This is a genomic window from uncultured Campylobacter sp. (genome assembly GCF_937981295.1).
In the GTDB taxonomy this organism is placed as follows: domain Bacteria; phylum Campylobacterota; class Campylobacteria; order Campylobacterales; family Campylobacteraceae; genus Campylobacter_B.
Window position 1 is genome coordinate 1 of sequence record NZ_CALJPC010000058.1, and the last position, 1370, is coordinate 1370.

At 43.5% G+C, this 1370-nt stretch carries 1 protein-coding gene; it reads right to left on the reverse strand.

Annotated features, from left to right (window positions below; genetic code table 11):
* Window positions 1–263: 263 nt before the first annotated feature.
* The coding region (locus Q0135_RS04400) for an autotransporter outer membrane beta-barrel domain-containing protein (protein ID WP_297988583.1) at window positions 264–1370 on the reverse strand (1107 nt) is incomplete at its 5' end.

Below are 1370 nucleotides of genomic sequence, written 5' to 3' on the forward strand. Positions count from 1 at the left end.
TTAATCTACCCGCGCGCCTGTTTGCTACCCCATCAATATCGCTTGCTCGTTTGCCGCTTCGTCCGCGTTAAAATTCCAGACCGTACTCGCTCGTTAATTTTTATACGGCTTTCGGCGTGAGGCGCGAAAATTATCGCCTTTAAAATGCGAAATTCACACCCCCTACGCCGTCTTGCCGTAGAATTAAAAAATGTCTAATTCGATCCAAATTAAAACGCTTGGCTCAAAATTCGGTACCACCGAAATTCATCGTTACCTTTCTACTAAAATTCCAGTCTAAATCTTAGTCCTATGCCGTTAGATTTAATATCGCTTCCATATGCTCCGACGTAGGAGAGCTTAAGCGTAGCACGGCTTGAAAGAGACGCCTCGATTCCTGCTTCGGCAGTCGTTAGGTTTTGTAACTTCTCACCTTTTAGCTGCGTACCACCTAGCCCGTTTACGTATAAATAAGCCTGGGGCTGCTTATCCGAAAAGAAGCGATTATATGCCACGTCTGCACTTGCTCTTAAACCTACTCCGCCGATTCTAAACGGAACGCTAGGTTTTATACCAACGCTTGCGGCTTGTAAATTTCGCGTTTTGTTTTCAATGCGAATCAAAGAGTTGCTGACATCGTCTATTTTCGTGCGAGTATGCGAAACACCAGCATAGGGTTCTACACTAAAGCTGTCCGCGTTGCTAAAACCCATATAAGAAACCTGTGCGAATGCACTTAAACTAGAGGCATTTGAGCCTACATATTCGTAAGCTATAGGCGAAACCGATGAGATTAGCTTTCTATCTCGATCATATTTCGAATATATCGCACCGAAGCTAAATTTAACAGGTTCAAAACCGATGTCGGAATAAATTCCGCTATGAAAATCCTTGCTTTTGACTTCCTTGGTGCCGCTTATTTTATCGTCCGTACGCCCTGCGCCTACAAATACACCGACGCTATCGCCGATTAAAGAGTCAATACCGATTAAATTTACGAACGAATCGGAATGCAATTTACCAATACCAGTATCTTTATCGGATTTAATTCGATTTGTGCCCGAAAAGATCCAAAATCTAGTGTCTTTATCAATATTTACAGCATTCGCGCCACCTCGGTTTTTAACGATGCTTGCCATCATTATGGAATTTATCGCGGAATTATTTGCCGCAGCAAATTCAGCATCATTTGCGAACGCGCTATAATACTCTCGCGCTTGAGCATGGTTTGAGCCTAAAATTTGCGTATAAATTCCGCTGCTGCGATTGGCGACGAGTAGATCTGCGAACGCTCTTTGCGAAGAGCTTAGTGCAAAATCTTGCATACTCGTTCCACTTTGGATCGAAAGGCGTAAATTTGAGCCACTCGCCTCCTCTTTGCTCGTTTTGAA